This window comes from Streptococcus sp. NCTC 11567 (assembly GCF_902141215.1).
Lineage (GTDB): Bacteria > Bacillota > Bacilli > Lactobacillales > Streptococcaceae > Streptococcus > Streptococcus dysgalactiae.
In genome coordinates this window covers 249,818-275,297 of record NZ_LR595857.1, presented here as the reverse complement: position 1 = coordinate 275,297, position 25,480 = coordinate 249,818, and the positions used below count along the sequence as shown (strand labels likewise).

At 40.2% G+C, this 25,480-nt stretch carries 30 protein-coding genes and 1 pseudogene; 3 read left to right on the top strand and 28 right to left on the bottom strand.

What is annotated here, in order from left to right:
* Nucleotides 1–27: 27 nt before the first annotated feature.
* The 6 genes from FQT67_RS01525 to FQT67_RS01495 form a co-directional block, all read right to left on the bottom strand.
* Nucleotides 28–903, bottom strand: a complete 876-nt coding sequence (locus FQT67_RS01525) for a hypothetical protein (RefSeq protein WP_000421240.1) — start codon at nt 901–903, stop codon at nt 28–30.
* Nucleotides 904–1,214: 311 nt separating this feature from the next.
* Complete coding sequence (locus FQT67_RS01515) at nt 1,215–1,844, bottom strand: hypothetical protein (RefSeq protein ID WP_046177566.1); 630 nt, start codon at nt 1,842–1,844, stop codon at nt 1,215–1,217.
* Between the two features lie 3 nt (nt 1,845–1,847).
* Complete coding sequence (locus FQT67_RS01510) at nt 1,848–2,174, bottom strand: replication initiator protein A (protein WP_000384270.1); 327 nt, start codon at nt 2,172–2,174, stop codon at nt 1,848–1,850.
* Nucleotides 2,175–2,186: 12 nt separating this feature from the next.
* Entirely contained in the window at nt 2,187–2,417 is a 231-nt protein-coding gene (locus FQT67_RS01505) for a hypothetical protein (RefSeq protein ID WP_000360142.1), read from the bottom strand.
* A gap of 10 nt (nt 2,418–2,427) precedes the next feature.
* Entirely contained in the window at nt 2,428–2,706 is a 279-nt protein-coding gene (locus tag FQT67_RS01500; RefSeq protein WP_000134670.1) for a hypothetical protein, read from the bottom strand.
* 136 nt (nt 2,707–2,842) lie between these two features.
* Nucleotides 2,843–3,148 carry a hypothetical protein gene (locus tag FQT67_RS01495; RefSeq protein WP_046177567.1) on the bottom strand — a complete coding sequence of 102 codons (306 nt, stop codon included), beginning with the start codon at nt 3,146–3,148 and terminating at the stop codon, nt 2,843–2,845.
* Between the two features lie 153 nt (nt 3,149–3,301).
* On the opposite strand from FQT67_RS01495, the gene FQT67_RS01490 reads away from it, so the two are divergent.
* The gene (locus FQT67_RS01490) at nt 3,302–3,922 is read left to right on the top strand and encodes a helix-turn-helix domain-containing protein (protein WP_001084319.1); all 621 of its coding nucleotides are present in this window, start codon (nt 3,302–3,304) and stop codon (nt 3,920–3,922) included.
* A 65-nt stretch (nt 3,923–3,987) separates the two neighbouring features.
* Nucleotides 3,988–5,142, top strand: coding sequence for a tyrosine-type recombinase/integrase (locus FQT67_RS01485; protein WP_046177568.1), 1,155 nt, complete (start codon nt 3,988–3,990; stop codon nt 5,140–5,142).
* A 127-nt stretch (nt 5,143–5,269) separates the two neighbouring features.
* Here the strand turns inward: FQT67_RS01485 and rpsI are convergent, their stop codons facing one another.
* Together rpsI and rplM are read right to left on the bottom strand one after the other, a co-directional pair.
* Entirely contained in the window at nt 5,270–5,662 is a 393-nt protein-coding gene (rpsI, locus tag FQT67_RS01475) for a 30S ribosomal protein S9 (RefSeq protein ID WP_002982716.1), read from the bottom strand.
* A gap of 20 nt (nt 5,663–5,682) precedes the next feature.
* On the bottom strand, nt 5,683–6,129 hold the full coding sequence (gene rplM, locus FQT67_RS01470) for a 50S ribosomal protein L13 (RefSeq protein WP_002982710.1): 447 nt from the start codon (nt 6,127–6,129) through the stop codon (nt 5,683–5,685).
* A gap of 292 nt (nt 6,130–6,421) precedes the next feature.
* Here rplM and FQT67_RS01465 point away from each other — a divergent pair, with 292 nt between their 5' ends.
* Nucleotides 6,422–7,429, top strand: a complete 1,008-nt coding sequence (locus FQT67_RS01465) for an IS30 family transposase (protein WP_143936360.1) — start codon at nt 6,422–6,424, stop codon at nt 7,427–7,429.
* Between the two features lie 19 nt (nt 7,430–7,448).
* On the opposite strand, the pseudogene FQT67_RS01460 reads toward FQT67_RS01465, so the two are convergent.
* The 20 genes and pseudogenes from FQT67_RS01460 to rpsO form a co-directional block, all read right to left on the bottom strand.
* Nucleotides 7,449–8,471 (bottom strand): annotated as a pseudogene (locus FQT67_RS01460) (IS30 family transposase).
* Between the two features lie 137 nt (nt 8,472–8,608).
* Nucleotides 8,609–8,815, bottom strand: coding sequence for a helix-turn-helix transcriptional regulator (locus FQT67_RS01455; protein ID WP_003049560.1), 207 nt, complete (start codon nt 8,813–8,815; stop codon nt 8,609–8,611).
* Nucleotides 8,812–9,510: a hypothetical protein gene (locus FQT67_RS01450; RefSeq protein WP_046177197.1), complete on the bottom strand. Its 699-nt coding sequence runs from the start codon at nt 9,508–9,510 to the stop codon at nt 8,812–8,814. The genes FQT67_RS01455 and FQT67_RS01450 overlap by 4 nt, the downstream gene beginning before the upstream one ends.
* Before the next feature lie 134 nt (nt 9,511–9,644).
* On the bottom strand, nt 9,645–10,505 hold the full coding sequence (locus FQT67_RS01445; protein ID WP_003059562.1) for a DegV family protein: 861 nt from the start codon (nt 10,503–10,505) through the stop codon (nt 9,645–9,647).
* Nucleotides 10,506–10,603: 98 nt separating this feature from the next.
* The gene (locus tag FQT67_RS01440; protein WP_003049554.1) at nt 10,604–11,122 is read right to left on the bottom strand and encodes an NYN domain-containing protein; all 519 of its coding nucleotides are present in this window, start codon (nt 11,120–11,122) and stop codon (nt 10,604–10,606) included.
* Between the two features lie 3 nt (nt 11,123–11,125).
* Entirely contained in the window at nt 11,126–11,872 is a 747-nt protein-coding gene (gene rlmB / locus FQT67_RS01435) for a 23S rRNA (guanosine(2251)-2'-O)-methyltransferase RlmB (protein WP_003059560.1), read from the bottom strand.
* Nucleotides 11,873–11,919: 47 nt separating this feature from the next.
* A complete protein-coding gene (locus FQT67_RS01430; RefSeq protein WP_046177198.1) occupies nt 11,920–12,705 on the bottom strand; it encodes a hypothetical protein in 786 nt (261 codons plus the stop codon).
* Nucleotides 12,706–13,115: 410 nt separating this feature from the next.
* Complete coding sequence (locus tag FQT67_RS01420; RefSeq protein WP_046177199.1) at nt 13,116–13,820, bottom strand: FUSC family protein; 705 nt, start codon at nt 13,818–13,820, stop codon at nt 13,116–13,118.
* Complete coding sequence (locus FQT67_RS01415; RefSeq protein ID WP_022554199.1) at nt 13,820–14,146, bottom strand: hypothetical protein; 327 nt, start codon at nt 14,144–14,146, stop codon at nt 13,820–13,822. The genes FQT67_RS01420 and FQT67_RS01415 overlap by 1 nt, the downstream gene beginning before the upstream one ends.
* Before the next feature lie 116 nt (nt 14,147–14,262).
* Nucleotides 14,263–14,664 (bottom strand): Mini-ribonuclease 3, encoded by a 402-nt coding sequence (locus FQT67_RS01410; protein WP_003061211.1) that lies wholly within the window; start codon nt 14,662–14,664, stop codon nt 14,263–14,265.
* On the bottom strand, nt 14,657–16,000 hold the full coding sequence (gene cysS, locus FQT67_RS01405; protein WP_046177200.1) for a cysteine--tRNA ligase: 1,344 nt from the start codon (nt 15,998–16,000) through the stop codon (nt 14,657–14,659). Before cysS ends, FQT67_RS01410 begins: the two co-directional genes overlap by 8 nt.
* Nucleotides 16,001–16,027: 27 nt before the next feature.
* Entirely contained in the window at nt 16,028–16,258 is a 231-nt protein-coding gene (locus tag FQT67_RS01400; protein ID WP_003062212.1) for a hypothetical protein, read from the bottom strand.
* 250 nt (nt 16,259–16,508) lie between these two features.
* The gene (gene cysE / locus FQT67_RS01395) at nt 16,509–17,093 is read right to left on the bottom strand and encodes a serine O-acetyltransferase (protein WP_003061544.1); all 585 of its coding nucleotides are present in this window, start codon (nt 17,091–17,093) and stop codon (nt 16,509–16,511) included.
* Between the two features lie 8 nt (nt 17,094–17,101).
* Nucleotides 17,102–17,854, bottom strand: a complete 753-nt coding sequence (locus FQT67_RS01390; protein WP_046177201.1) for an SseB family protein — start codon at nt 17,852–17,854, stop codon at nt 17,102–17,104.
* The gene (pnp, locus tag FQT67_RS01385; protein WP_046177202.1) at nt 17,847–19,979 is read right to left on the bottom strand and encodes a polyribonucleotide nucleotidyltransferase; all 2,133 of its coding nucleotides are present in this window, start codon (nt 19,977–19,979) and stop codon (nt 17,847–17,849) included. The genes FQT67_RS01390 and pnp overlap by 8 nt, the downstream gene beginning before the upstream one ends.
* Nucleotides 19,980–20,258: 279 nt before the next feature.
* On the bottom strand, nt 20,259–20,990 hold the full coding sequence (locus FQT67_RS01380) for a transaldolase (RefSeq protein WP_143936359.1): 732 nt from the start codon (nt 20,988–20,990) through the stop codon (nt 20,259–20,261).
* Between the two features lie 9 nt (nt 20,991–20,999).
* Nucleotides 21,000–22,379, bottom strand: a complete 1,380-nt coding sequence (locus tag FQT67_RS01375; RefSeq protein WP_002994557.1) for a PTS ascorbate transporter subunit IIC — start codon at nt 22,377–22,379, stop codon at nt 21,000–21,002.
* 26 nt (nt 22,380–22,405) lie between these two features.
* Nucleotides 22,406–22,690 (bottom strand): PTS sugar transporter subunit IIB, encoded by a 285-nt coding sequence (locus FQT67_RS01370; protein WP_002982644.1) that lies wholly within the window; start codon nt 22,688–22,690, stop codon nt 22,406–22,408.
* Nucleotides 22,683–24,743, bottom strand: coding sequence for a BglG family transcription antiterminator (locus FQT67_RS01365; protein ID WP_046177204.1), 2,061 nt, complete (start codon nt 24,741–24,743; stop codon nt 22,683–22,685). The genes FQT67_RS01370 and FQT67_RS01365 overlap by 8 nt, the downstream gene beginning before the upstream one ends.
* A 351-nt stretch (nt 24,744–25,094) precedes the next feature.
* Entirely contained in the window at nt 25,095–25,364 is a 270-nt protein-coding gene (rpsO, locus tag FQT67_RS01360; protein WP_003046456.1) for a 30S ribosomal protein S15, read from the bottom strand.
* Nucleotides 25,365–25,480 lie beyond the last annotated feature (116 nt).

Sequence of the window (25,480 nt, the reverse complement as noted above, 5' to 3'; positions counted from 1 at the left end):
TCGTAACTCCTTGATAATACTGAATTTTCAACAAAAGGGTTGAAAGCTATTTTTGTCTATCCTACCCCCATAATAAGCGAGCTGATTTTCTAGTCTTAGTCTTTCATGCTTCAACAAGTCTTTCAGCAAACCTAAATAATCAATATCTGATGTTTGATAGGTTTCTAAAATCTTTTTGTATTTTGCTCGTGTGTTTCTGTGTAGTTGCTTCCAGAGATTTTTATCTCGTGTAAGAGCTACAAGATAGATCTGAGTTTCAACAGGTAAACCTTCAAATTTGAATGGTTTAAAAACAACAGTATTGATAACCTCGAATATCTCCTCAACTGAACGACTTCTTAACTGAAATTCCAATCGCCACCAATGCTTAAATTGACTTGCAAATTCCTTTTCTTTGTCAGTCCCATTTTCTAGTTGCTCTTTTTTCTTGTTATACAGCCTAACCTGTTTTTCCGAGCGAGAAGCACCTAAATACTTCGTTTCTAGTTTTCCAGTATCTGAACGAAATTCTTTGGTCGCAGTGGGGCGCCCTTTTTTCTCTAGCACAAACTCACTACAATCAACCTCAAACAAATCAAAAGCTAAGTCAGCACGAGATATTGAAATATCTTCAAGATATGGTATAATAGTGTCTATAATTTCAGTATCTACTGAACGGAGTTTATTAGGGTTGAACTCCAAACGGAAAGGGCGAGCATTAAAGGCTTGTCCTTTTATTTTGTCATATTCCATGTGGAGCACAACTTGACCTCCATCCTTTGTGTAAGCTCTGAACATATCAGTCATAGCAGTTTGAATAATAATAGCTGTATGACCTTCAACCAATCTTTTTAAGCCTAGGAGCTTGTATGATTTGATGTAAGCTGTTATCGTAATATTGTCTAAGCTGACTTTTAATTCCAAACAAGACTCCTTTCTTTTCTTGGTCGCCTATCGGCGCCAATTTTTTTGACTGCGTAAAGGCCTACGTAAAATGACATTCTCGGGGGAGCAACCCCGAGCCGACCCCTTCGGAGTCGAACCATTTTCATTTTGCTCCAGCCAAACTTGCCAAAAAACGGGTGTAGTAAATGCACATCAAATGTGCACATAGCGGGCTGTTAGAGGGCGCCCTGTTATAAATTTTTCAGAACCCCAATAAATCTGACCTCAAATCTCTGTTTTCAAAATATTTTCATAGTTATTTTCATAAATATTTTTGACTAGAAATTTTGTCAATCCAACACAGATTTTTTGAAAAAGTCTTCTCGGTCAACCAAAAATATTTTGAGGATTTTTTCGATAATCTCATTAGGAGGTACCTGTTTATTTTTCTTGTAGCTAAAGAAACGGTCTTTAGCTTTTTTGATTTCTCCTAAATCGTCGGACACATCAGCAAACAGTAACTCATTCAGTTCAAACCAACGTAGCTCTGATTGCTTACGGAACAATTCAAAGTTTTTCCAGAATAGACGTCCCTCATCTAACTGCTCCATCTTTCTCATCAGCTGAATTCTTTCAATTTTCCGATATTCTTTTGGCAAGAGTACCGTCACATAGTCAAGGGACATGTTCGAATAAATAACCTCATCTGTCACAACAATGGGAAGCTTCAAGGTGCTATTGACATCTTTTAAAATCTTTCGAACAAATTGACTGAGGGTAATTTGTGTATTCAGCTTGTATTTCAACATCTTAGTGCTTAGTAATTCAAATATATCGGTCGACCTGAATAGCCATTCCATCAGTGTTTTAGCATCTATATCTTTGCTTGAGAATGCTTGATAGTCAATCTGATAGCTATCCAATCGCGACTGAATAGCTTGGTTAAGTGTTATATCTTTTCCAAAATAAATCTTTATCATTGCTTATACCTCGTTGATATAGGTTTTGTAGGGTAAAGAGTAGCCATAAAAAACATCTACTCTTTCTCGTTCAATCAAATTAACTTCTTCCAGTCGTTGCATAATATCTATCATTGTCGTTCTGCTGCAAGAAAACATTTTAGCTAATTCAATCAGTTTAAAATTTAGATATATACTGCCATCAGTATCTATCCAACCTTTTTCAGGAGCTTCTATCTGTCTATCTTTCAAGACAGCATAGACTAAAATATCTCTCGCAGATAGACTACTGTAGAAATCATCTTGCAGTAAAACTTTCGGGATAAGATAGCTGTCGTTATCATAGTCCATAGTTCTTACCTCCTATCTCTCTCCACACCATATCCCAAGTAGAAGCAAGGGAACATGCAACACAAAAGTTAAAGCTCCCAAAAACCAACGTTCAACTAAAAAGAAAAATATTGATAGTATCAGCACAATATAAGTGAACAATCCAACATCAAGAAAGATTGTCCCATATTCCAAACGAAGACCACCAAAACCATTTCTAAGTATCTTTTTTCCTGTCAAGTCTTCTAAATTATTTTTATCCATGCCAAATTTCCTATCTTTCAAATTGTTGTAGCCATTGAGCGACCTTGCGCTTATCGTACAGAGTCACTCCGTCAATAACCATATGTGGCATGCCTGCCTTTTGCCATTTGACAATAGTTGTCGTTGAGACATCTAAAAAACGGCACAAGCCAGCCATACGAACCATAGGCTTATATAGCTCTTTGTCCTCAAGGGCTTTTTCTATTGCTTTTTGAACCATAGTGTCATAGCGAGCCAGTAACTTCTTTTCAGTTACTTTGGGGAGCTGAATGGTAAATCCTTCTGTCATTTTGAGTTCTCCTTTTTGTTAAAATCGTTTTTAAGCTCTGAAACACTTGATTACAATAAGCGTTTCAGAATTTAAATATCTTCCTAGGGTAAATATACCAGAGAAGATTTTTAATCTGTTATTTGTGATTGTAGAATCACGTTTCAGACTTAGAATGTAATCTTGCCATTCTTTTCCTTGCCTCCTCTCTTTGTTCTTCAGTCATTTCACGTTTAACTCGTTTTCGAACAAATGGAGAAACCATATAATCATCAAGATTTGTCAATTTAGCATGAATCCATATAATGCGGTCGTCTTCTTTCTCTTGACCTAAAATCTGACAACTATCGATAGTTTTCATGATTTTAGTAATGTGTTTCCTAACATTACTCTCAAAATACCAACAGTTATCCATTTCATCATAACGGACAATCGTTTCTCGTTCTTCTAGTGTGTAAGCCATAGCTGACCCCTTTCTCTATTTTATAAGCTCCGAAACGCACTTATTTGTACGTAAATCAATATTATCATACATTTTTGTACTAAGTCAAGTGTTTTATGTACAAATTTGTACAATAGTGTTAAAATATATTAAAAAATACCCGAGGAGTAACTAATGAACAGTATAGATCCATTCCAAAAATTTCCAAATCGAATTGGAGAGCTGATTGATGCAAGCAACAAAACATTGAAAGAAATTAGCAGAGAGACCAATATCAATTACGAAACTTTATCAGCATATAAGCGACAAGTCAGACATCCCAAAAAAGAGAATGCTAAAATCCTTGCCGACTACTTTGATGTCTCCGTCCCTTACTTGCTAGGGCTTGATGACAATAGACAGATACTAGATTTTGCTGGAGAGGGGATTGCAAAAGGTATCATTGAAAAAATTAAAGGTCGAAAGACACTTGATATGCTTTTGACCTCAACTCCATATCTGGAAGAAAATGTAGACATCATGAATGATATTATTAATAAAAAGGTTTTAGACTCATACATTGACTTTCTGTATGAAGGAAAATATCCTCCAGCAGTCATTGAATTTATCAAAGATGTTATCAAGAATCGTTTTGATGATATTCCAGCACTAGCAAACAGAAGCAGTGATAAAAATAGCGAGTACCATTTTCTATGGGAAGCTTGGGAAAAAGAACCAAGAAGAAAAGAACGATTGGAACAGACAAGGAAGAAATGGAAAGAGCAAGGTATCCCTATATTTAAATCTTGGAAATAGAATAGACAGCAAGTTTCTTTATTTTATAAGCTCCGAAACCTTAGAAAAATAAAAGAGAAATTACAGTGTCCATTCACAAATACCCAAGTAAAAAAGCCAAAAATGGCTATTTATATTTAGTCAAGGTCTACATGACAAAAGACGGTCAACGTGCAGACCATATCAAGCGTGGCTTTCGTACTCGAAAGGAAGCCAAAGACTACGAAGCTAGGCTCATTTATCTTAAGGCTTCAGGAAAACTAGAAGAATTTATCAAGCCTTCTCAGAAGTCTTATCAAGAGGTGTTCGAGAAATGGTATCAAGCCTATCAAGATACGGTAGAGCCAACAACTGCTTCACGCACCCTTGATATGTTTAGACTTCACATTCTGCCAGTCATGGGAGAATTGTCTATAAGCAAAATCTCCCCCCTAGACTGCCAGAACTTCATCACAGAAAAAGCTAAGGTATTCAAGAATATCAAGCAAATCAAGTCTTATACTAGGAAGGTCTTTGATTTTGCAATCAAGATGAAACTGCTTAAGCATAACCCTATGACAGAAATCATTATGCCAAAGCGGAAAAAGACACGGATAGAAAACTATTGGACAGTTCAGGAACTTCAAGAGTTTTTAGCCATAGTGCTTCAAGAAGAGCCTTACAAGCATTATGCACTGTTCAGGCTACTAGCCTACAGTGGCTTAAGGAAAGGCGAGCTATACGCTCTTAAATGGGCTGATATAGATTTTCAGAGTGAGACACTAAGCGTCAATAAAAGCTTAGGACGATTAGACGGACAGGCAATCGAAAAAAGCACTAAAAATGATTTCTCAGTAAGAAAGATTAAGCTAGACAGCGAGACTATCTCTATTCTGCAAGAATGGAAAAGCATAAATCAAAAAGAAAAGGCACAACTAGCAGTTGCACCCCTTTCTATCAAGCAAGATTTTATATTCACTTACTGCACACGTACAGGCTCAATAGAGCCACTGCATGCAGACTATATCAACAATGTTCTATCACGAATTATCCGGAAACATAGCTTAAGGAAAATCAGTCCTCACGGTTTCAGGCATACCCATGCAACCCTGATGATTGAGATTGGAGTTGACCCAGTAAATACAGCAAAAAGGCTAGGTCATGCAAGTAGTCAAATGACTTTAGACACCTATAGCCATTCAACAAATAACGGAGAAGATAGGTCCATCAAACAATTTGCGGACTATCTCAAAGCAAAATAACAGTCAAAAAAGATGTAGAAGTTTTTCCAACACGGTATCAAAAAAGGTATCAAAAACAAAAAACGACAAAAAAAGCACTTTGCAAGAGACTTGCAAAATGCTTGTGAACGTTGATGTAAAGCCGTTCTTAACGTTTTGAGAACTGACTAGCTTTACGTGCTTTCTTAAGACCTGGTTTTTTACGTTCAACCATACGTGCGTCACGTGTAAGAAGGCCAGCGCGTTTCAATGAATCGCGGAAGTCTGGGTCTACTTGAAGAAGCGCACGAGCGATACCATGACGGATCGCACCTGATTGTCCACCGTAACCACCACCAACAACGTTTACGAAAACGTCGTATGAACCTTCAGTTGATGTAACTGCAAAAGGTTGGTTGATGATCAAGCGTAGGTCAGCATGTGGGATGTATTCTTCTACATCTTTTTTGTTAACAGTGATTTTACCAGTACCTGGAACCAAACGAACGCGTGCAACAGCGTTTTTACGACGGCCAGTACCTGCATATTGTGCTTGTGCCATTATTTAATGCTCCTTTCCTCTTAGATAAGTCCTGAGATGTCAAGTACTTCTGGTTGTTGTGCTGCGTGAGTGTGCTCACCGCCAACGAAGACTTTCAATTTCATACCTTGTGCACGTCCAAGAGTGTTATGTGGAAGCATGCCTTTAACTGATTTTTCAATCAAGCGAACTGCGTTTTTAGAGCGAAGTTCACCAGCAGTGATTGATTTCAAACCACCTGGGTACATTGAGTGAGTGTAGTAAACTTTATCAGTCGCTTTTTTACCAGTTAATTTAACTTTTTCAGCGTTGATAACGATAACGAAGTCACCTGTATCAGTGTGTGGTGTGAAAGTTGGTTTGTTTTTTCCGCGAAGTACGCTAGCAACTACTGCAGAAAGACGTCCAAGTGGCACATCAGTTGCGTCAACAACGTACCATTTGCGTTCAACTTGGCCTGGTTTAGCCATGAAAGTTGTTTTGTTCATGATTTCTCCTATACGAATTCGTAATATTTGTTTACAGGGTGATGGGTGTTCCGTCCCATCGAAGGTATTTGGAAGGTTCCGGGGCCTTTCAAATGGGGTAAACAATACCGCCTACTATAATATCAAACTTAACAGGCTCTAGTCAAGTGCTTTAGCTATTTTTATTGGATTATTTTTTCTTCGCAAGTTGTCGAAAACTTCTAAAATGAACTTAGCCACTTTTTAGGTATGAAAAAAGCACCTCTAAGAGGTATACTTGTAGTTCACCACAAACACAAGGAAACTCAAAAAGATGCAAGATTATTATACACCAAAAGGCAAACAATTGACAATCCATGAGCGTCGGCAAATTCAACGCTGGAAGCTGGAAGGTTGCTCTAATCGTGAAATTGCTCGCTTACTAGGTAAGGCCCCCCAGACCATTCATAATGAAATCAAGGGAGAATTGGTTAGGCAACAAGTTCGTAAAGGAAAGTTTGAAGCCGTTTATTCTGCTCAACATGCTCAGTTGGTCTATCAAGAAAATCGCAAGCGTTCTGTTAGACCCATTAGACAGCGTAAGCAAGATAGGGCGGCTATTGAACACTACATGCGTCAGAACTATTCCCCTGAGATGATAGTTAAAGCTAAGAGAGTTCAAGTCCCTGTATCTACCATCTATTACTGGATTCATCATGGGAAATTAAGTCTTGGTAAGGAGGCTATGCTTTATCCGAGAAAGGCTAAGCAGGCTAGAAAACATGCCAGTCCTTATTTTAAACCCGCAGGAAAGAGTATTGAACAACGCCCAGATAGCATTAACCAGCGTCTTGAAGCTGGGCATTATGAGATTGATACAGTCATTCTGACGAGGGCTAAAAATCAATGCTTACTCACCCTAACGGACAGGAAAACACGTCATCAGCTGATTCGATTAATACCGGATAAGTCTGCTCAAGCCGTCAATGAAGCTCTTACGGGGATTCTAAAAGACTACACCGTCAACTCTATCACAGCAGACAACGGGACAGAATTTTCTCGCTTATCAGATGTCTTTCCAGCAAGTGACATCTACTATGCCCATCCCTATGCGTCATGGGAGAGAGGCACTAACGAAAACCATAATCGCCTGATTCGCAGATGGCTCCCTAAAGGTACCAAAACAACGACCCCTAAAGAAGTCGCTGCTATTGAACATTGGATCAATCATTATCCTAAACGACTCTTCAACTACAAGTCGCCAGTAGAAATGTTAAAACTGGCTAACTTCAACTTGAAATTTGGCACGCAAGTTGTCAAGTCAAGTGCAACCAGTTCATAGATAACTAGAGTTCCAGAGGTTAAGCTGTTCGGGCTAGCTCAAACAGGAATGTTGAGGATTGATATTGAAGAAGTCGTCTTGGGCGCTCATTGATGGCTGTAAGATAATTGTCAAGTTCTTCAGAGGTTAGTGGATTAAGTGAGATTCCTTTAGGGACATATTCTCTGAGGAGGCCATTGAAGTTCTCGTTTGTTCCTCTCTCATGTGAAGAATAGGGATGTGCAAAGTAAACGTCAACAGCTTCTAGGTTTGAGAGTAAACTAAACTCAGAACCATTATCCGCTGTGATGGATGCAATAGGATACTGACTGATGAAATGCGTGACAGCGCGGTTAATGGTTTGGGACTGCTTGTCTTCTAGCTTAACTCCTAGTGCATAGCGTGTCTGGCGCTCTACCAAAGTCAACATAACAGCTTCACCTTTGGTTTTCTTGCCGAGAATCAAATCAATCTCCCAATGCCCAAATTCAGAACGATCATTAATATATTCTGGACGTTCTTCGATAGATTTACCTAAAGTCTTCTTATTCGTCTTCATGACTTTCTTAGAACGTTTTCTGATACTAACCATCTTAGGCAAATCGATTGGTTTAATAGCTAACAACCCCTCTTTGATATAACGATAAATCGTTTTGGTATAGGGGACGACTTCTTCAGGATGGTTTACTTTGTAAGTCTGAACAAAACTATCCACACTATGGAGACGAATGTTAGCCGTCAAGGCAGATTCTAATTGTGCAATGAACCTAGCGGAGCAGCCATTCAATTTGAGGTAAGAACTCTTTTGACGATTGGTTTCATAGACACGTTATCCACTATCAGCAAAATAGGCGTTGAAGAAGGTTTGTTTTCCATTCTTATCCTTTACCTGTTCTACTGAACAACGTTTTATTTCTCGGCAGATTGTAGAACAGTGACAACCCAGGAGTCGAGCAATATCAACGGGTTGCTCTCTCATTTTAAGATAAGCAGCAATTTCACCCCGTTCTGTGGCTGAAAGATGAGAATAGGAGGATTTTCTGGTAGAATTAATATTAGACATGTTCATCTGCTTTCCATACTGAATTGGGGAATTCTAGTATATCAGACAAACATGTCTTTTTTGTTGCACTTCATTTTACAACGAGGGGATTATTTTTTCTTTCGTTTTTGGGGAATGGCATAGCTGCTCTGCTGATGTTAATGGGTATCATCAACCTCCCAAAAAAGGTCATCTAAGGTCTTATCAAGCACTCGACAAATGGCAATGCAAAGATTAATCGTTGGGTTGTAATCACCTTTTTCAACAGCGGCAATCGTTTGTCTGGAGACGCCTACTAAATCTGCTAGAGCTTGTTGAGACAAATCCTTGCCTGCACGCGCTGCTTTTAATTTGAGGTTCTTCATTCATCTGCCTCTTTAGCATCTAGATAATGACGATAGAGAATACTAGCTCCCATACTAAGAAGCGTTATTCCTAACACCATCAGATACCCACTGTCGCCAGCCTTGAAAAAGCTTCCCATTTTAAACGGTCCTGTCATCATCTCTCTTACTGCCAAGCCTATAACGACTAAGCTCATTCCTGTTGCTATCGTCCCTATCAGTACTCCTTGTTTTCCAAAGCGCCTATCCACAAATGGGGAAGCACCGTTGAGGTTACAATATGTCGTTTGAACTGCCAACCCTCCCCATAAAGCCAACGTAAAGAGGAAGCTTGCAGATACCACTCCCTCTGTGAATCGGCTAATAAAGAGTGACAGCCAGACAACCACAATCATAAACCAAAAACCAATAGTGTATCCTTTGAGAAGAATCTGTTTTTGGCGTTCATCATATTTGGGCAGCTTCTGATCTTCCTTTACCTTAGAATCTAGTACTTCCTTGCTGTCTAGTCCCGTTTGGAGCTTTTTCGCTGTCTTTAGTCCCCATACCAACAATATGAGAAAGCTAGTCAATATAACGGCTGCACCTCCAAATAAATAACGTTGAAAACTGGTTGTAGCCAGCAATGTTGCTACTATCACAACTAGATCCATCACTGCTGTTATGACAATGAAACCCCATTGCGACTTAACGAGATTTTGTTTGCTATCAAGCATGATTTATTTCTCCTTCGACCTCTTATATGACATAGTATAAAATTTTTTGGATATTTTGTCAACTATATTTTACATTTTGATTGATTTAAGTATCAAAAAAGAATTGAAGATTTCTCTTCAATCCTTATAACTGATTAACGGGGATTCTGCCCAATAACAAAAACTGCCAAGGTGTTTGGCCCAACGTGAGCTGAGATAACTGGTCCAAGTGGCATCATAAGTACGTCTCTAATAGCCTCACGTGCTAGAAGTTGCTCTCGTAACTTCTCAGCACCCTCTTGATCACTGGTGTAAGACACAATCACCGTCGAATCCGCAATATCTTTTTCCACTTGCGCTACCATTTCTTTGATAGCTTTTTGACGGCCTCGAATCTTTGCGATAGGAACTAATTTCCCTTCTGCATCAATCCACAAAAGAGGCTTGATACTGGCCAAGCTACCTAGAAAAGCAGAACTTTTTGATAACCGTCCACCGCGCATCAAATGAAAGAGATCATCTACCAAGAAATAAGTGCGTAGTCGAGGTAAGATATCTTCAATGAGCACTTTGGTTTCGCTAATCGTTTTGCCACTATCTCTAGCTTCCGCAGCTAGAATCGTTAAATAACCTTCACCGCCTGAAGCAGCCAAAGTGTCAACAACTTCTATCACGGCATCTGGATAATCGTCTAACACCATATCACGAGCCATCATAGCACTGTGATAGGTTCCTGAAAGGACTGATGAAAAAGCTAAATACAAAAGAGGCTTTTGATGCTTCGCATGCTCTCTGAAAACTGCCTCAAACTCTCCCACATTAATTTGACTGGTTTGAGGATGACTGCCTGCTTTCATTTTTTCCAAGAGAGAATCACTCCTAAGGCGATCTGGCCCTACCGTTTCATACACCTTACCATCACATGTAATGGTTAATCCCATAAGAACTATATTATGGTCGTCCGCCCAAGAAGGGCACAAATCCGCAGTGGAATCTGTCATTAAAGTAAAAGTCATGGCGTCTCTCCTCATTAGATGTTCTTATTTAGTTTGAACATCAAATTATTATCGCCTTATTCTATCAAAAAAACTCGCACTTGGCGAGTATAAAACTATCAATCCTCTAAATGCGTCATGAAGTCTTTTAATTGATTCATTTGACTTTGATCAAATGGTCTCAGTTTGGGTGTTTTTAAGTCAATTGCCTGAGCCATTTTATCTAAATCAGCTTTGACAGTATTAACCCTCTGCTCTAACTCTCTAGCAGTTACTCGCAGGGCACCTTGGGAGAAAATGGTCCACTGTTCATTCAAATCACTGGTTGCCACTTCTACTAAGTGAATCGCAGTGTTTAACTCTGCAGCCATGCGTTCAATGTAAGCATCTGCCGTTTCTTCTTCTTCGGTAAACACAACGGAGATTTTGTATTGGTCGTAACGCTGTCTCAATCCTGGCACATATTGAGCATCAAAAACACAAATAATGTTAATATTCTCAAAATGGGCATAATGGTTAAGCTTTGTTAAAAGTATGTTACGTGCCTGATCTAGCTGATTGGTTTTAAATAGTTGACGTGTAGATTGCCAAAAAGCAATCATATTATAACCATCAACTAACAAAATACGTTTTTTCATTAGTTATAGTCTATTACGGAAAACTTCATACATCAAAATAGCTGCCGCGACACTAGCATTTAGGCTTTGTACATGACCATTCATCGGAATCGTAATCATCTCATCAACCTGTTTTTTAATGTTAGCCGAAATCCCTTTCCCTTCATTTCCAATAATCAGGGCTAACTTCCCGCTGGTATTCCAACGATGCGAGGGTGTTCCATTCATGTCTGTACCAAATGTCCAGAATCCTTTTGCTTTCAGCTTATCCAGCGTTTGACTGAGATTAGTTACACGGGCAATCGGAACATGCTCCACAGCTCCTGTTGACGTTTTTGAAACAACCGGTGTGACTCCGACGGCACGATGTTTAGGTATAATCACCCCACACACATTGGTCGCGTCAGCTGTTCGCAGAATAGACCCTAAATTATGAGGGTCTGTCAAACCATCTAAAATCAAAATCAAAGGGTTGTCTTCTTGCTCTGCTTTTTCTAAAATCACATCCAACTCGGTATAAGCAAAGGCTGATACCCTAAGGACAAAACCTTGATGAACTGCTCCTTCTGTCATTTCTGATAAGGTTTTCTTAGGGGTCCAGGAAATAGACACCTTCTTCTCAGTGGCTAAACGCTTGATGTTATCAACGTTTTTTCCTCTTAAATCCTCTTGGATATAGAGTTTGTTTCCTGTATTAGCATGGAGACTTTCTGTCACAGCATGGACACCATAAACGATGTCGTTTGTTTCAATAGTATCTTTATCTTTCATAGTTCTTATTATACCACGGATGCCTCAAAATAGATGTGTCAGCTCATTTATTTTCGCTTAGCGACTTTTTGGATAACAAGAAACAAGCTCAAAGCAACGACTGCCACTAAACCTGATAAAAGCCAAGGAAATCCTTTTTTAGGTTCCGTCTTCTCTTCTTCTCGATCTGCTAACATTTTAGTGCCTTGGTTTTTATCTTCGTGAGTACCTGAAGTAACCTTAGCAGATGCTGCTTTTTGAGAAGTATTCCCTTGGGTTGTTCTTGTTATTTGCTGGTTAGCATTGCCATTTGTCCCTGAAGCCAAGTCTGACTGCTGCCCATCAGTTGTAGTGCTAGCAGTAGACTGGTTGTTTTGGTTGGGTGTTGTGGTCTTTTTGTCATTGCTTGTTGGGGATTTTTTAGCTTTAGTCTGATCAAAATGAACAGCTGTCGATTGACCACTAGTCACCGCTTCCTTGTCCTGAACACTCACCGCAACACGGTAATCATTGCTTTTTAGACCAGTTAAATCAAACCAGGCTGTAAATCGACGTTGTCCTGGTGTCATGGTATAAACCCAGCTGGTAATGGTATTGCCATTGGCATCTTGAAGCATAACAGTTGCTTGAGCAGATTGACTAACCGGTTGCTCGGTCGCAATAGTTGCGTCAATATACGGTTCATTTCCACGCATACTTGCGTCTACATTAACCTGATTAGTTTTGGTTTCTGCGGTCACCTTGTCTGGTTGACTGTCCTCTGCATAGACAGCATAAGGTGAGCTTACAGATAAAACAGAAGCTATAAGTAAAGTGGTTGAGATTAATCCAAGTGATTTTTTTATAGATGTCATAACAGGGGTCTCCTCTGTGTTTCGTTTTTTTACTCTTTCATTATAATCTATTCGAAAATTTTTGCAATAGTTTTGTGTCTTTTTTGTTAAAAATATTTCAAATATATTACAATTATTTCTTTAAAAAGTCAACAAGTTCCTCTAAGAGAATTTGTCTATCATGTCCTCAAAAAATAGTATCACTGTTTGCATTCTATGAGGCATAAGCGGATCCAAACTCATACGTTACGCCCAATCAAAAACGCCAGAAACATGACATTTCTGGCGTTCGGAGATTTTAAGACCTAGGTTAAAAATTTAGTAAGGCGTTGCTACCGTCCGTGCTACCTAAGTCAAGTATCATAAAAAATAATAACTTTGAAGAGAGTAGACTTTTTCTTCAGTCTGAATCACCTTTAAAGAGCTTCTCTTTAGTCGTCAACCCATTCTTTAATGGTTGCTTTATGGTCAATCATGCTTTGAAGGGCGTATTCCAAAATAAGAATAATAAAAAGCGTCAGTAAACTGCCTATGAACACACCTAAAAAGCGAACGGTTAAGACAGAATGTCTAAAAGAATTCGACAGCGCCATTAAAATAATCACTTGAGGATTGGTAAAGAAATTAGCAATCGTATACTGTCTGGGCATATAGTATTCGGTTAAAAAATTAAAGAGGACTAGCAGCAAAATCAGATAAGTAACACTGACATGAAGCTGGATAATACCTAGTCCAATCACAATACCGACTATCGTTCCTAGAACACGTCCGATTGTTCTTTTCTTGATGTGTTCTAGATGCTCACCAGACAAGACAGCTGCTGAAGAAATTAAGACCCAATAACCTCCTTTATCAATTAACAGGTAGGCAATATAACTGGTGACAAATAAAATGCTGGAAAAATGACTAGCTTTTACTAAAACTGTGGGGTCCTTGGTTAACATGAGTTGGTAGCGCTGCTTTAACGTTAGTCTTTTTGGGACGTAAGACCACAAGGAAAAAGGTAAGTTTAACAGTCGTGAAATTTTAACACCTACTATAACGGAAACCACTACTCCCAGAAGAAGTCCCCAAACATGATAGGTTAGAATCTCATAAAGAGGTTTTTGAAAATTGTAACCCGTAGCAAAAACCATTAACACAAAAAATAGTCTGGCTTAGGAATCTGGTAAAGTTTAGTGATTAAAAAGGCCCCAAACGACAAACTAGCTGTGACAAAAGGCAGTAACCATGGGGAATAAGCTGTGCTTGCTCCTAAGAGAAACGCTACTAATAAAGCCAATCCATGTAAGGAAATAGCTTTGACATTATAGTAAACCGAGCGGTCTTGAAAAGCTAAAAAAGCAAAAGCTCCCAGTACTCCTAATGTCCCTAGCGTTAAATTATGTATCAGCACAGCAATCATCATGACAATTCCTGTTGACAGGGCTGCTCCTATTGGTTTTAAATAGCTAGCTTGCATTAAATCCTCCTCAATATTATGTCATCATCATTAGTTCTATGCCACTAGCAAAAATAGCATACACGATTATTTTGAAACAATGAAAGAGAGCCTCCTAGGAGAACTCTCGCGCATGGTTATGCATTCTTTTCCACATAGGTGATACACCATGTAATCAATTCTTCTAAACGAGCCTTTTGGTCAGTCATATCAAGATAGCCCATGACGGCCTCAAATCCTGTTGACATCCGATAAGTCACCACGTCCGCATTTTTAGCTTTGGTGTGACTGTTGGTGTTGCGACCACGTCTGTAAATGTCTTCTTCTTTTTCGGTCAATAGCTGCGCTTCTAACATAGCCTGAATCAGATTAGCTTGTGCCTTTGCAGAAACGTATCTCGTTGCTAAATGGTGTAGCTGGCTAGGTTTCGTTTTGCCTTGAAAAATCAAATGGCGGCGAATATAGTAGGAATAAACCGCATCCCCTTCAAAGGCTAAGGCAATGCCATTGATCAAATTCACATCAACTGGATTAGTCACGTGTCCACCTCACACCATCTTTGGTATCTAGCAACTTGATGCCTTGAGCTGCTAACTGATCTCGGATAGCATCAGCTGTGGCAAAATCACGGTTTGTGCGTGCTTCTTGTCGCTTGGCTATCAAAGCTTCAATATCCGCATCCAGAACTTCCTCCTCAAAAACAATCCCAAATACGGCTAAGATTTTTTCAAACGCTTCTTTAACCATTCCAGTGTAAGAACCAGAATTAATCCACTTAGCCATGTCAAATACTACGGTAATACCATTTGCTGTGTTAAAATCATCGTCCATAGCGTCTTGGAAAGCTGTGACAAAGCGTTTTAGCTCTTGCTCATCTGCCGTTTCTGTCAGAGTCTGTTGGAAAGTGTTTTTGAGGTATTTGAGATTGACTTCCGCATCACGAATAGCCTTATCTGTGAAATTAATTGGTTTTCGGTACTGTTGTGTGGCAAGGAAAAAACGTAAAACCTGACCATCAACGGTTTGTAACATGTCATGAACGGTCACAAAATTACCTAGTGACTTGGACATTTTTTCATTATCGACATTGACAAACCCGTTATGCATCCAATAGTTAGCAAAAGTCTTGCCTGTTTTAGCCTCAGATTGAGCAATTTCATTGGTATGATGAGGAAATTCCAAATCAGCGCCACCACCATGAATATCGATGGTGTCACCAAGAATTTCAGTAGCCATCACAGAACATTCAATATGCCAGCCTGGACGACCAGATCCCCAGGGGCTATCCCATGAAACCTCACCTGTCTTAGCTGATTTCCAGAGGGCAAAATCTAATGGGTTTTCTTTCAAACTTGTCTCAGCATCTGTCCGACCGCTTGCTCCAACTTCCAGTTCTGAGAGGGTTTTATTAGCTAGTTGGGCATAATGCTCTGATTTTTCTACCCGAAAATACACATCACCAGCTACTTCGTAAGCAAAGCCTTTTTCGATAAGTACTTGGACAAATGAAATGATTTCAGTCATATAATCCATAACACGCGGATTTTGCGTAGCTGGTTTAACACCAAGCGCCTTGGTATCTTCCATAAAAGCTGCAATAAAGCGATCTGACAACTCTTTTGGAGAAACACCTGCTTGTGCAGCTGCTTTGATGATTTTATCATCCACATCCGTAAAATTGGAAATGTAATTGACCCGATAACCGGCGTATTCAAAATAACGTCGAATGGTGTCAAAAGCGACCGCTGATCTAGCATTTCCAATATGAATATAATTATAGACGGTTGGTCCACAAACGTACATATTGACTGTCTTTTCAGTCAAGGGCACAAACTCGCGGAGCGAACGGGTCATGGTATCATAAATTTTGATCATGTAAACTCCTTATTCAATGGTGTGTCGTTAGTCCTCATCTTGGTAATTTGAGTCTTTTTCTGAAATGGTATTCCACTTTTGTAATAGTTTCATATTAATGGCAAGACCGATGAGCCAGAACAAAGTCAAAATAAAGTAAACAACTGCTTTAACCATTTCTTGTCTCAACAAAAAGACAAGTCCGGCTATTAGCGTAATACTAGCCACAAGTATAGATAAACCAATGATAACATAGATGCCAACTGTTACTTTTTTCATGATGCTCCTTTATTAACGAAAAACCTTCACAAGCTGTGAAGGTCAGTCCAATTAACTAAGCTTAACGGACTTCTTTGCTATTTTTGTAAAGTTCCCAGACAGTGATAATAAATCCTCAGACTGATAGCATTAGCCAAATCCCACTCTCACTCAGCAAGGAGTCCTCAAAAATTTTAAGGCATGCCAAGAGCATTAGCAAGTTAAAAAAATTCTTCTTCACATCAGTCATCAGCTGTCTTTTTTAATTGACCTATAACTTTGACGAGTAGTAAGAGGTTTCTCGTTGTTCTTGTAAACTCTGGATTTGGAGACTATCTTTTTGACCGTGGACACGAACAATTTTAGCTGGCACACCTACAACTGTGACGTCTTCAGGAACATCTGATAACACAACAGCTGCTGCTCCAACTTTAGCATTAGCTCCAATTTCAATAGGCCCAATAACCTGGGCATGAGCCGAAACTAAGGCTCCTTGGCGAACAGTCGGGTGGCGTTTCCCACGGTCTTTTCCGGTTCCACCTAGGGTCACCCCATGATAAAGCATCACGCCTTTTTCAACGATAGCTGTCTCACCAATGACAAGTCCTGCACCATGGTCAATGAAAACACCAGGGGCAATCTGTGCCCCGGGATGAATTTCAATCTGTGTCCAAAACCGCCAGAATTGACTGTGCATCCTGGCTAATAATTTAAAATGGTGCTGCCACAAAAAGTGTGATAGGCGGTGGGCAGCCAAAGCTTTGATGCCTGGGTAAGTAAGGATGACTTCAAGGCTGCTACGAGCAGCCGGGTCCAGAGCCTTAACGATAGCAATACTTTCTTTCCACCAACCCATAGCGACTCCTATGCTTGATCTAAATCTGACCAATCAACAAGAATTTGCTGGTCATCAAAGGGGTTGATAGCAACTCCGAAAGTCTCATCAAGCTCGTTTTCACCATTTCTTGGTTGATAAATATCATCAATCGTCCAAGTCAGAATCACTCCTTCAGCTTTCCTGAAAAGGCCTCCAAAATCGTCTTGGTTGTACCATTTCGCAAAGCTTTGAAGATTTGAAAAGGCGGGAACATAGCTTTTTCCTTCAGGCGTTGACATGGTAGGAAAAAGGCGGTCGTAATGGTTATCATCTTTAGGATAAACAAAGGCGGGAACAAGGTAAACCTTTTCCATCGTATCTGCCGCCACATTGTCATCACTCATAAGCGTATTTAACACAGTGGTGTAATGGTTCATAAATTGAATCATGTCACTGCTTTTGAAAATGGTAGAATTCCCAAAATCTCCCTTTTTCTTAAGGTTAAAAGCCAATCCAGCTGCACCAGATGTAATGACTTCTTCTAGCACTGCAAGAGCTGAACGCTCCAGCCAATACTGACTTTGAGCACTCTTTTGTTCCTCTTTAAAGAGGAACATATCTTCCTTATCGGTAAAAATAGGGGTAACCTTGACACCTTCTACCTCTATGACGTAGGGTTCTTTAGCAGCCCAGACAGGAAAATTATGGAAAGCGTTGACAAGGGCAACACTATCCAAAAAATTATCAGGTGCATTGATAAAAGCTCTTAAGCGAATATCTAATTCATTTGATTTAGTCATGTTTTTCTTCTTTTTTCTCTGGTTTTGGTGGGCGTGGAATCAAAGCTTTCATTGAGGCATCCACACGACCCTTCTCATCAATCTTAATGACCTTAACATCAACGTCTTCACCCACTTCAAGGACATCTGACACGTTAGCTGTTCTCGTCCAAGCAATTTCAGAAATGTGAACAAGTGCATCTGTTTTGTCAAAGAGGTTGACAAAGGCACCAAATTTCTCGATACGGATAACCTTGGCATGGTAAACTTCGCCTACCTTAGCTTCACGTACTAGGCCAGCGATGATTTCTTTAGTGCGGTTAATGGCAGCTTGGTCACTTGAGTAGATAGAGACATTTCCTTCGTCGTCAATATCAATTTTGACACCCGTTTCGGCAATAATCTTATCAATGGTTTCGCCACCTTTACCGATAACCACTTTGATTTTGTCTACGTCAATCTTGATGGTGTCAATTTTCGGTGCAGTTGGGGCTAACTCAGGACGTGGTTCAGCGATAGTTGCTTCAATCACATCAAGGATTTCAAAGCGAGCTTTTTTAGCTTGTGCAAGAGCTTCTTCTAGGATTTGAGGGGTGATCCCTGCAATCTTAATATCCATTTGAAGGGCTGTAATCCCTTCACGAGTTCCTGCCACTTTAAAGTCCATATCTCCAAAGTGGTCTTCCAGACCCTGAATGTCAGTCAAGACAGTATAATTTGTCCCATCGGAAATGAGACCCATGGCAATCCCTGCCACAGGCGCCTTAATCGGCACACCACCAGCCATTAGGGCAAGGGTACCAGCACAGATAGAAGCCTGAGAAGACGAACCGTTAGATTCTAAAACTTCGGCAACTAAACGAATGGCATAAGGAAATTCTTCTAAGCTTGGCAAGACTTGTTCGAGAGCGCGTTCACCTAAGGCACCGTGTCCAATTTCACGACGACCTGCAGCTCCGTAACGACCAGTTTCACCAACTGAATATTGTGGGAAATTGTAGTGATGCAAAAAGCGTTTTTTGTACTCTGGGGCCAGACCATCAATGATTTGAGTTTCTCCCATTGGTGCCAAAGTCAAAACTGATAGCGCCTGAGTTTGACCACGTGTAAAGAGACCTGATCCATGTACTTTTGGCAAGAAGTCAACCTCAGCATCAAGCGGACGAATTTCGTCAATCTTACGACCATCAGGACGAATCTTGTCTTCTGTAATGAGGCGGCGCACCTCAGCATGCTCCATTTGTTCAAGGATTTCTGCCACGTCACGCATAATGGTTGCTAGGTTTTCGTCTTCTGCGTAACGCTCTTCGTATTCAGCCTTAACCATTTCTTTAACGGCTTCTGTGGCTGCTTCACGCGCTTTTTTCTCTTCAACTTGAACAGCTTTTTGCAGTTGAGCATTGTACTTAGCCACAATATCAGCTTGTAAGTCTGCATCAACCTGTAACAGTTCAACCTCAGCTTTTTCTTTACCAACAACTGCTACGATTTGTTCTTGGAAGGCAATTAATTCTTGAATGGCTTGGTGACCTTTTAAAAGAGCCTCAAGCATGATGTCTTCTGATAATTCTTTGGCACCAGACTCAACCATATTGATGGCTTCTTTGCTACCAGCAACGGTTAATTCTAAGAGTGACGCTTCCATCTGTTCTTTATCTGGGTTAATAATGAACTCGCCATCAATATAGCCAACTTGAACACCTGCAATCGGTCCATTAAATGGAATATCTGAGATGGACAAGGCCAGAGATGAGCCAAACATCGCTGCCATTGGAGCGCTAGCATTTTCATCATAAGAAAGGACAGTGTTAATTACTTGTACTTCGTTACGAAAACCCTCGGCAAACATGGGACGAATCGGGCGGTCAATCAAGCGAGCTGTCAAGGTCGCATCTGTTGAAGGGCGTCCCTCACGCTTCATGAAACCTCCTGGAAATTTACCAGCGGCATACATTTTTTCTTCGTAATTAACTTGAAGAGGGAAGAAATCACCCGTTGCCATTTTCTTAGACATAACAGCTGCGGTCAGAACGGTTGATTCTCCGTAACGAACAACGGTTGCCCCGTTGGCTTGCTTAGCGACTTGACCAACTTCAACAACAAGGGGTTTCCCTGCAAATGTTGTTGTAAAGGTTTGTTTTGACATATATTCTCCTTTTAATTTTCAGAGGGGTAAAGAGGTACCTGTTCTCTGCTTAGATTCAATTGTTATACGTTGTTTTGCTACAAAAAGCAACCTGCCACGCTTGTCACACGCTCCTCTTTGTATCAAACGACGTATCTGCTACATTTTACCATAAAATAGCAGAAATTTCACTGTCAGATCACAATCTCTTGAAATGTCCTTAAAAAATCCGAAGCAGGTCTCATTACCTTTGAAAAAAGTCAAAAAGCAGGCTTTTCTACCTGCTTTTGTCTTCTAACGTTACTGATTGGCATCCTCTAAAATTTTAAAGCCAAGGCTGGTACTGTCTTTCAGAAACATTTGCACGGTTTCAAGGGAATAGTCTTCTAAATCTTTTCCTTGAAGAGGCAACTTGGCAATCAAATCAGTGGTACAAGTGATAATGTCCACGCCTAGCTGATCAGCTTGATAGATATTATAAGTTTCACGAGGACTAGCCCACAACAATTCGACCCCTTCTTTTTGACGACAAATGCGTAGAGCTTCTTCCATGATTGGCATTGGGTCAACGCCGGTATCTGCAATACGACCAGCAAAAACAGACACAATAGCTGGCACTCCAGCGGTTAAATGATCAACCACAGCTTGAGTCTGCTCAATTGTAAAAATGGCTGTGACGTTTAACTTAATGCCTTTGGCTGACAACTTTTGAATGAGGGGGCAGGTTGATTCTCCTGTTGAAGTGGTGACTGGAATTTTCACATAGACATTGTCACCTAGACCGGCAATTTTCTCAGCTTCCTTTTCCATGCTTGCGAGATCATCCGCAAAGACTTCAAAGGACACTGGGTAGTCTGTAATTTTGGCAAGCACTTCTTTGGCAAAGCCAATGTAAGAACTGATGCCTGCTTTTTTCATCAAACTTGGATTGGTTGTAAAGCCTGTGACCAAACCTGTTTGTAAATCCTTTAACATGGTCTCTAAGACCGCACCGTCTGAAAAGACTTTAACGTTTAGTTTTTTTGTCATCATATCCTCCTTTTAGATTTCTTCTGAAACATTATTGATGGCCTCTTGAGATTTTGACAGAAAGTTTGGAAGCACCAATACAATAGCAAGCACAGCAACCACCAAGTAAATACCGATTTGACCAATCGACGTTCCTAAGCGGCCCAGTAAAATCCCTAAAACACCGAAATCCACATCTCCAAAGGTCGTGTTTGAAAAACCAAGTTTACCAAGTACAGGTAGAAGCATGGCTGGCAAGAAGGCGAGTAATAACCCATTAGCGAAAGCACCAATCATCGCACCGCGACGACCCCCTGTTGAATTTCCAAAAATCCCTGCTGTTGCACCGCAGAAGAAATGAGGCACCATACCTGGGATAATCAGGACACCACCTGCAACTCCTAAAATCAACATCCCAAGTAAGCCACCAACGAAACTTGACGCAAAACCGATGATAACAGCGGTTGGCGCATAAGGGAAGAATACCGCACAGTCTACAGCTGGAATAGCATTTGGAATTAATTTGTTAGCAATACCTTGGAAGGCTGGAATCAAGTCAGCCAAAATCATGCGAACACCGGCGTAGACAATTGCCACACCAACTGCAAAGGTAAGACCACTCTTAATAGCAAAGATAAATGGGTTTTGACCTGCTGCTAATTCTTCTGTTACTGAAGCATTCCTCAAAACAGAAGCCACTGTTGCCACCAAGTAGAAAATCACCATGATAAGTCCTGTTGAAATGGTGGTGTTGCGTAAGAAACTCCATTTTTCAGAAATCTGAAGGTCCTCGGTATCTTTACTGTCTTTGCCAACCTTGCTACCAACCCAGGCAGAAAGGTAATAGCCCAAACTACCAAAGTGTCCCATGGCGATTTCATCTCCGTCAGTCACTTTCAGAGTATACTGTTGACCAATGGCTGGCGAAATAGCTGACCAAGCTCCCAAGAGGAACCCACCTAAGATAATCAAAAGACTTCCTTTGAAACCAACAGCTCCAAGCACGGCGGACAAGAGACAAGCCATAAAGAAGCTGTGATGTCCTGTTAAGAAAATGTATTTGAAGCGGGTAAAACGAGCAAAAGCCAAATTAAGCAATAACCCAACCACCAAGATGGACATAGTTTCCACACCCAGAATCTTTTGAGCGACAGAAGTGACGGCTTCATTATTTGGCACTACGCCAGTGATGCTAAAACCGTGCTCAATGAGTTTGGCAAGAGGGTCCAAATTGGTCACAATAACACCCGCCCCTGCAGCAAGCATAAGGTATCCCAAAATCGGCCCCAAGGTTCCTGTCAACACCTTATGAGCAGGTGTTTTCAAAGCCACCAACCCTGCAAAGGCAATCAAGCCCATTAAAAATGCAGGTTCTTTTAAAATATCTCGAATAAATGATAATAATGCTTCCATAGTATCTCCCTATCTCCTTTAAAGGCTTATTCCTTGCCACTCATTTCCTTGAGAACCGGAACCAAATCTTCTTCAATTTTTTTACGATTGGTATAGCTTTTAACGATACAAACCTTGGCATCCTCTGGAAAAATATCTTTAAATTCTTTAACGGTAACAAATAAATCTGCACCCTTTCCAACAGCCGCATTAGAATCACAGGATTCTGCATCCACATCAATACCCAAACTAGAGGCGATAGCTTCTACTTTCATGCGAAGTAACAAGCTACTACCAATACCGTTTCCACAAACCGTTACAATTTTAATCATGTGATTCATCTCCTTTTTCAATCATATGGCTAATCAGACTCATTATTTCCTCAGTATTCTTAGCCTCAATTAATTGCTCAATATGTTCATCATCATCTAAAATCAACGACAGTTCCTGCAAAGCCTTCAAATGTGAACTAGAATCCACAGCAGACAAAACAAAAATCAATTGCACTTGCTTGTCTGGATCACCTTCTTGCTTCAAATCAAAGCTGACAGGTTCTTTTAGTTGTAAGAGAGACATGCCTAACTGCCGCGTTCCTTTTTTAGGCGCCGCATGAGGAACAGCCACCTTAGGGGCTAAAACAATATAGGCCCCAAGCTCATTGACTGAATCAATCATGCCGTCGATATAAGATGTTTCAATCATCTGGTGTTCTAGTAAAGGCTGAGCAGCCAAACGAATCGCTTCTTGCCAATCCGAAACAGCATCAGCCTGCCTAATAAAATCTGCTGTTAACAAGTCCAATAGTCCTAGACCTCCTTTTTCAAGCGTTAAATGGTTACCAATCAGGTAACGGGATAAATCACTAACAAGTCCTTCTTTATTAGTAATCGTGGTGTGTTTATGAATAATACTCAACAGATCATCCAAAGCGAATTGCTCTGACAAGGGAAGATGAAAGTCATCACAGACCATCTTTTTCAACATCATTTTTTCAACAGGTCCCATCAAAGCTTGCGTCACATAAACAGGTTTAGCACAGTCAAAAGCTACTGTTGAAAAAATCAAATCAAAGGATGCTGGATCCAACAACTTTATTTTGTCCAGCTGGTGAATCCTAATAAACTGTAGCTGTGGAAAAAGTTCCTTCAAGGTTGCCTCCAACATCAGAGACGAACTAATGCCATTAGGGCAAACAGATAAGGCTACCAGCTGATTGCTTGGCCTCTTCTTAGGGGCCTGCAACCATCTCCCAAAATGAATGGTAAAATAAGCAACCTCATCTTCATTAACTGATTTCCCCAATTGTTTTTCTAGAGGAGAAAGGCTGCGCTTGACCAAGTAAAAGAGAGATTCATAATCTTGTTTGATTTGTTCCTTCAAAGGATTGGTCAAGTTAATGTCGTAGTAAAGTCGGTAATAAGCTGGCAAAAGGTGACTGTATAGGTTCTGACGAAGTTCTGGGGTATCGGTGATAGACAATCCCGTGTTAACCGCCACCGAATTGATGATTTCCTCCATAATATCATAGATAGGCTGCTGAAAGACTAACTCTAAGTCACCTTGGATACAACCAAGTAACCTAGATTGAACCAAATATTTTTCTTCGGTTAGACTGGGGAAGTTGACCAATAACTGGTCCACCATCGTTTTAACAGCTGGCGAAGCTAAAGGAAAAGTATCCACTGCTTCAGCTCTTACATTCCGTGAAAATGGTCGATGAGCGAGAAGGCAGAAAAAATAAATCAAATCCCTCAATTTCTCCGAAATAAAAGTTAAGTGGTTCTCCCTGATCAGTTCCTCCAACGTTGCTGCCATCACTTTTGTCTGGTCGGGCAAACCAAGTTCATGCAATAAGTAACTGAACACCCAAGGTCCTGATGTGACTTGCAAAAGAGAACTGACCGCTGATTCTAAGAGACGCCGCAAGGCTAAGGGTTCTCCTTCAAAAAAATAACCATCCTGGCGATTGTAAGCTAAAGTTACCTGAAAAGCTTGTACCCGATCACGCACCAAGTTTAAATCAGCAATAACGGAATTTCTGCTGAGCCGTAACAAGCTTTCCAAGTGGTTAATGGAGATAAATTCTTTAGCCATCATGATGTAAATGATAATCATATCCAGACGCTCATCTTGAAAGAGATAGTCGTCTAAGGTAGGTAGCATGCGATTCAACAAGTCCTTTTCAGTAAGGTCTGGCGGATAAACCAGCTGCCTGTCCAGAGCAATAAGGGGTAACTGATAGAGTGACAACGTGTCATTGATTTTAGCAATATCTGCCAGTATATGACGTTTGCTTGTCTTTAATATGGATTCAAATGCCTCCAGTGAATGTCCTTTATATTTAGAAAAGAGTTGATAGTTTCTGATGAGCTCATGAGATAGCATGTCATCTCCTCCTATAATGTCAGTATAAAATGAAGCGTTTTCATTTTCAAGATAAATTGAGTCCAATTGTCTCACGTCATTTTTGACTGCAATTGGACTCAACAGGTGATATCATTGTAACAAGTTCCTCAAAAGGTGGCCAAAAATAGGCAAATCTGGGAATTGATTCCCTTTTTCTTCATGATACAACAAAAGATACCTCATCACTGAGATACCTTTTGTTGTTAAATAAAATCATCAACTGCTAAAAAAACAGCCTTAGACCATTCTAGCCAAATGTGTAAGTTAACAAACAACATGTCAAAAATGAAAAAGCCCACTGCATAAGCAGAGGACTTTTTAAACTTGAAATTAACGACGAAGTCCAAGAGATTGGATCAACTCACGGTAACGGTTAACATCTGTACGACGTAGGTATGCCAACAAGTTACGACGGTGACCGATTTTCTTCATCAATCCACGGTAAGTAGCGTGGTCTTTTTTGTGTTCTTTGATGTGGTTGTTCAAGTGGTTGATTTCCCATGTAAGAACTGCAACTTGAACTTCTACTGAACCAGTATCGCCTTCATGACGTGCATATTGTGCGATGATTTCATTTTTTTTCTCTTTTGAGATTGCCATAATAATGTCTCCTTTTTTTGCTTAATCCGAGTCCTAGGATTGGCACTCCTAAAACCAAGAAAAAGTTGGTTTGTCTTTCGACCACTCTATTCTAGCAGATTCGAAAAGCTAGGTCA